Source organism: Methylocella silvestris, assembly GCF_002891535.1.
Classification (GTDB): domain Bacteria; phylum Pseudomonadota; class Alphaproteobacteria; order Rhizobiales; family Beijerinckiaceae; genus Methylocapsa; species Methylocapsa silvestris_A.
The window spans coordinates 1-395 of record NZ_PDZR01000075.1 but is presented as its reverse complement, the minus strand read 5'-3'; the positions used below and the strand labels follow the sequence as shown (position 1 = coordinate 395).

Sequence of the window (395 nt, the reverse complement as noted above, 5' to 3'; positions counted from 1 at the left end):
GTGTTTCGTCCGCGGCCGATTTGACGATCAAGTGAAGCTCACCAGCTACGGACGCTCTAGCGGATTCTGTGTCGATCCGATCGAGAAAAAGCCGCTCAACCACTTCTTGCCAGGTTCGGCGACGCTGTCTTTCGGCACCGCCGGGTGCAACCTGGCGTGCAAGTTCTGCCAGAACTGGGATATCTCCAAGTCCCGCGAGATCGACGTCCTGGCCAGTCGGGCGGCCCCGGCCGACATCGCCCGGACCGCACACGAATTGGGTTGCCGCAGCGTGGCATTCACCTACAACGACCCAACTATCTTCTGGGAGTATGCCGCCGATGTAGCCGACGCCTGCCACGACCAGGGAATCAAAGCCGTCGCGGTGACGGCCGGGTACATGTGTCCTGAGCCCC

The 395-nt window shown here is 61.8% G+C and carries 1 protein-coding gene; it reads left to right on the top strand.

All coding sequences use genetic code 11. The features are described 5' to 3' along the window. Nucleotides 1-395, top strand: a 395-nt coding sequence (gene amrS / locus CR492_RS20300) for an AmmeMemoRadiSam system radical SAM enzyme (protein WP_102845508.1), incomplete at both ends; no start/stop codon positions are given.